Genomic DNA, 4341 nt, shown 5'->3' with positions numbered 1-4341 from the left:
CATAACAATCAATTCAAGTGGATTCTCAACGCGTGGCAGTTTTACTATGCGTCAGGTAAAGTGTTTTACGGTGCAATGCAGCGACTTGGTCAGTGCGTTGTTCACCACTTAATTGGGCGTTATGTGCCTCGCTTATTGCTAAGTAAGTATAAGCATTTATGGTTGTTGTTAATAAGGTGTTGTTAGATAAGTGGGTTTGTTATGAGACTAAAAACTGGATTTTTAATGTTATTACTTTCATTGAATATGGCCGTCAGTGCCCATGAAATGGATGGTAAGAAAGTTATTAAATTGGGAGGCTGCCAAGAAATATTTACACATATAGAAGATATCTCATTCACTATTATGAATACCGCCGTGATAAAAGAACAAACATTCGGAAATGGTCAGTTATCTAAATCTAAGTATGATATTGATGGCATATGGGTGGTTGATGAAACATATCTTTTATTCACATCATGGTTAGAAAATGCCGAACTTTCCACTAAAAGAGCAATGACTATTGAATATAGTGATAACACGTTAAAAATATATTCTGCAGTTTTTATCGGTGAACATATGGAAAACTTACGTTTAATGAATGCAACTAGTAGTGTCTATCACTGTAACCATAAGTCATAAAGACGAATTGCATGTTTTAAAAGACACACATAACAATCTGTTTAAGAGTGATTCGCAACGCGTGGCATTTTTACTATGCGTTGCGTTTAGTGTTTAAGGTGTTATGCGGGAGCTTTGGTATTGCGTTGCTCACACCTTAACAGGGCGTTATGCAACTCAGGTAAATTTAGGGGTTCAATCTTTTGGATTTCTCCGGCTATTCGTTTTGTGTTGTCGGCAAATGAGCATTTTTACCCTTAAATTCTTGGTCAACTCAAACCGTAAAACAGGCAAATTTCTTGGTTTGCCTCAATCGGTTTTAGCGTTGGCGCGTTGTAAATTTAGCGGGCGCAAAGTGTGGAAATGGCTAGCCAATCGAGAGTTTCCAGTTAGCTGAATATTTTGCTCGTTGAGTTTTTCTGGTGCAAAAGCTTCATTTGTCGCTAAAAGGTGGACTTTGTTTTGGCGACTTATTTATCAAGGTTCAGGCTTTGGCTGATTCTTGGTTCACTTAGCCTATATTTTGATTGTTTTCTTAATCAAATTTGGTGTAACTTCTGGTTTATCTTATTGAATTTGCATAACAAAGCATTTAAGACGGATTCGCAACGCTTGGCGGCTTTAGTGTAAATTCAGTTTTTGCGTTTTAAGTGGTTTGTCGAGGCATTGGTGTTTAGCGTCGCTCACCACTTAATGCGGCGTTAGGTACTTTTGCGTCACAAGTCAACTTCAGTCACAATTCAGAACAATTGTGGGTATGACATCTTGAAATATGTTACAAGTGGCGCAATTTCTGTAGTTGTGTACAAAATTTGCTTGGAGTCGGAAGTGGTAGAGTTATTCTTTTCGTATTGTCATAAGGATGAAGATTATCGCAATGAAATGGAAGTCCATTTATCTTTGTTAAAACGACAAGGCGTTATTTCAACATGGCATGATCGTCGTATTGTAGTTGGCTCTGAAATTGATGCAGATATCAATACTCACTTGGAGTCAGCTAATGTCATTGTGTTGCTAGTGAGTCCTTATTTCCTAGCTTCGGACTATTGCTACGAAAAGGAAATGGCTCGTGCTATGGAAAGGCACAACACTGGTGAAGCTGTAGTTATTCCAGTGATCCTGCACCCTTGCGATTGGCATGGTGCGCCTTTTGGCAAACTTTTGGCAACGCCAACAGATGGCAAGCCTATTTCTATGTATGCCAATCAACATGAAGCGTTCGCAATCATCTCTAAACATATCCGAGAGGCGGTAGAAAGTATTTCAGTAAGCCATATTTCAACACCTCAACTGCAACCAAAGCCTTCCTTATCAGTTCGACATGATAACTCTGTCCGTTCAAGCAATTTGCGAGTTAAGCGCCCGTTTAGTGATCATGAAAAAGATGAATTTATTGACGCTAGCTTCGAATATGTGGCTCGTTATTTCGAAGGTTCTTTAAAAGAGCTTGAAAGTCGCTACGGCCATTTACAAGCGAAATTCAGGCATGTAGACAATAATCGGTTTACTGCTTCGTTGTACAGTCATGGGGAGCGCTCAGCCCAATGCACATTATGGCTAGGCGGTCACTCGTTCCAATCAAAGGGTATCTACTATTCGAATACCGAAACTTCGAGTGACAATAGTTATAATGAGCAAATGTCAGTTGGTGATGATGGGTATTCGTTACACCTTAAGCCTTTAGGGATGAGCTTTATCCAAACTAACTCTAATGAATTGTCGCAAGAGGGGGCGGCAGAGTATTTTTGGACAATTTTCATTCAACATCTGCAGCGATAAAGTACCTAACAAAGCATTTAAGAGTGATTCCCAACGTTTGGCATTTTCAGTTCAAGGTTGGGTTTCGTGTTTACAGCGCAATGGTTTAGGTTAGGTGGCAACGTTGCTCACACCTTAATGCGGCGTTAGCCGTAATGGAGATTTGGATGATAAAAATAAGACCAGCAAGCGTAGATTCCATCTTTGAAGATTGGCCTGAACACTGGCCCAAGAAAGATCATTATGTATCGCAGCATGACGTTACGGAAGCGCAATATATTGAATTTGAATCATTAGTAAATGGTAAGGCAAGTGAAACTGAAGTTGAAAAGTATTTTGCGCGCAATCCGGAAGTATTAGCTTTAACTGTTTTTTTGTTTTCGACAGGCCACCATGCAACTTGGATATACCCTAAATTAGAGTTGCGTCCTTCTTCGGGTGACGCAAAAGGTGGGATGATTCCAGATTACGTCATTTCTGGTGCAAATAGTGATGGTTTGCAGTGGTTTATTCTCGAGTTAAAAGGTCCTCGCCAAAACGCTTTTGTTCACAAAGGGAAAAGAGTCTATCTTTCCGCAGATTCTAATAAAGGGATCTGTCAATTAATTAGCTACATCGATACTGCTTCAAAATCTCAAGCATATCTGCGTGATGAGCTAGGTCTTAAAGGTTTTCGTGAGCCTAGAGGTATTATTCTTATAGGTACGGAAGAAGAGTCCGAAGCAGAAATGGTTAGAGAATTTAAAGCTGCTTGGAATCGGATGCATCCGAATGTTCAAGTAATATCTTATTCTCGGTTATTGCGAAAGCTTAAACAAAAAGTGTTCCCAAATTACGGCTAACAAACAATTCAAGTGGATTCTCAACGCGTGGCAGTTTTACTATGCGTCAGGTAAAGTGTTTACGGTGCAATGCAGCGGCTTGGTCAGTGCGTTGTTCACCACTTAATTGGGCGTTAACTGCACAGGAGGAAGTCGTGCAAGAAGAATATATGGAGTACTACGCAAGTTTTGATGAGGAGAAGCGTCTTCTTTCACAAAATATTACGCGTATTGAGTTTGATACAACATTGAGTGTGTTGGAGCCTTATATCGAGCAAGCAAGTCATTTAACTGAGCTTGGTGCTGCGACTGGACGTTATTCTCTTCATTACGCACAACAAGGCGTTAATGTAACAGCGGTTGAGCTAGTCCCTGAACTAGTTGAACAACTCAATAGTAATGCAAAACGACAGTCTTTGAGCTTATCTGTCCACGAAGCAAACGCAACAGACGTCAGCTTTATAGAGAATGACAGTCAAGATATCGTATTAATATTGGGACCGCTTTATCACATACAATCCAAGTCAGCCCGAGAAGAAGTGCTGAAAGAAGCTCATCGAGTTTTAAAACCAAATGGGATTGTTGCGATAGCTTATATCAGCCGTTTCTTTGTTGCAGGTTTGCTAGCAAAAATGTCTAACGATTTGGTTTCTCCAACCGTTTTAAGTGATTTAAATGAAAGTGGCTTAGTTACGTCACCTGACGTAGACCCATTTTTTAGAACTGGTTACTTTGCTAAACCGTCTGAAATTGAATCTCTAGCAGTTAACACGGGTTTTAGTGTCGAAAATCACGTAGCAACAGATGGTTATGTTCGTTTTATTGGTCAAGAGGTCAACCAACTTAGCGAGCAGCAGTATCAAGCTTGGTTGAAGTATCACCTTGCTACATGTGCAGAACCATCATTGCTTGGTAGCAGTAACCATGGTTTAGTTATTGCGAAAAAGTGCAGTTAACAAAGCATTTAAGAGTGATTCGCAACGCTTGGCATTTTCGCTTCGCTCAAGTGTAGCCAAGCGCTGCTCACACCTTAATGCGGCGTTATGTGTTTGATGAGTTTTTAAGGTCAAAGCTACGATTTCATTGAGAATTCGTTCCGTGTTTTCGGCAAGTTGGCTTGATCGAAATGGATCCTTGAACAACCTGAGTTTGATGCTTTTCA

4 protein-coding genes are annotated in these 4341 nt (G+C 40.2%); all 4 read left to right on the top strand.

Features of this window, described 5'->3' with window-relative positions; genetic code table 11:
- Nucleotides 1-201 precede the first annotated feature (201 nt).
- The 4 genes from EYW48_RS20410 (at nucleotide 202) to EYW48_RS20390 (ending at nucleotide 4135) form a co-directional block, all read left to right on the top strand.
- The gene (locus EYW48_RS20410) at nucleotides 202-621 is read left to right on the top strand and encodes a hypothetical protein (RefSeq protein WP_277432966.1); all 420 of its coding nucleotides are present in this window, start codon (nucleotides 202-204) and stop codon (nucleotides 619-621) included.
- 807 nt (nucleotides 622-1428) lie between these two features.
- Complete coding sequence (locus EYW48_RS20400) at nucleotides 1429-2379, top strand: toll/interleukin-1 receptor domain-containing protein (protein WP_277432965.1); 951 nt, start codon at nucleotides 1429-1431, stop codon at nucleotides 2377-2379.
- A 146-nt stretch (nucleotides 2380-2525) separates the two neighbouring features.
- A complete protein-coding gene (locus EYW48_RS20395; RefSeq protein WP_277432964.1) occupies nucleotides 2526-3200 on the top strand; it encodes a Shedu anti-phage system protein SduA domain-containing protein in 675 nt (224 codons plus the stop codon).
- A 134-nt stretch (nucleotides 3201-3334) separates the two neighbouring features.
- Nucleotides 3335-4135: a class I SAM-dependent methyltransferase gene (locus EYW48_RS20390; RefSeq protein ID WP_080532969.1), complete on the top strand. Its 801-nt coding sequence runs from the start codon at nucleotides 3335-3337 to the stop codon at nucleotides 4133-4135.
- The last annotated feature ends 206 nt before the right edge of the window (nucleotides 4136-4341 follow it).

The organism is Vibrio sp. 1180_3 (assembly GCF_029478545.1).
GTDB lineage: Bacteria > Pseudomonadota > Gammaproteobacteria > Enterobacterales > Vibrionaceae > Vibrio > Vibrio aestuarianus.
The sequence above is the reverse complement of the archived record's forward strand: the minus strand, read 5'-3'. Positions and strand labels throughout refer to the sequence as shown.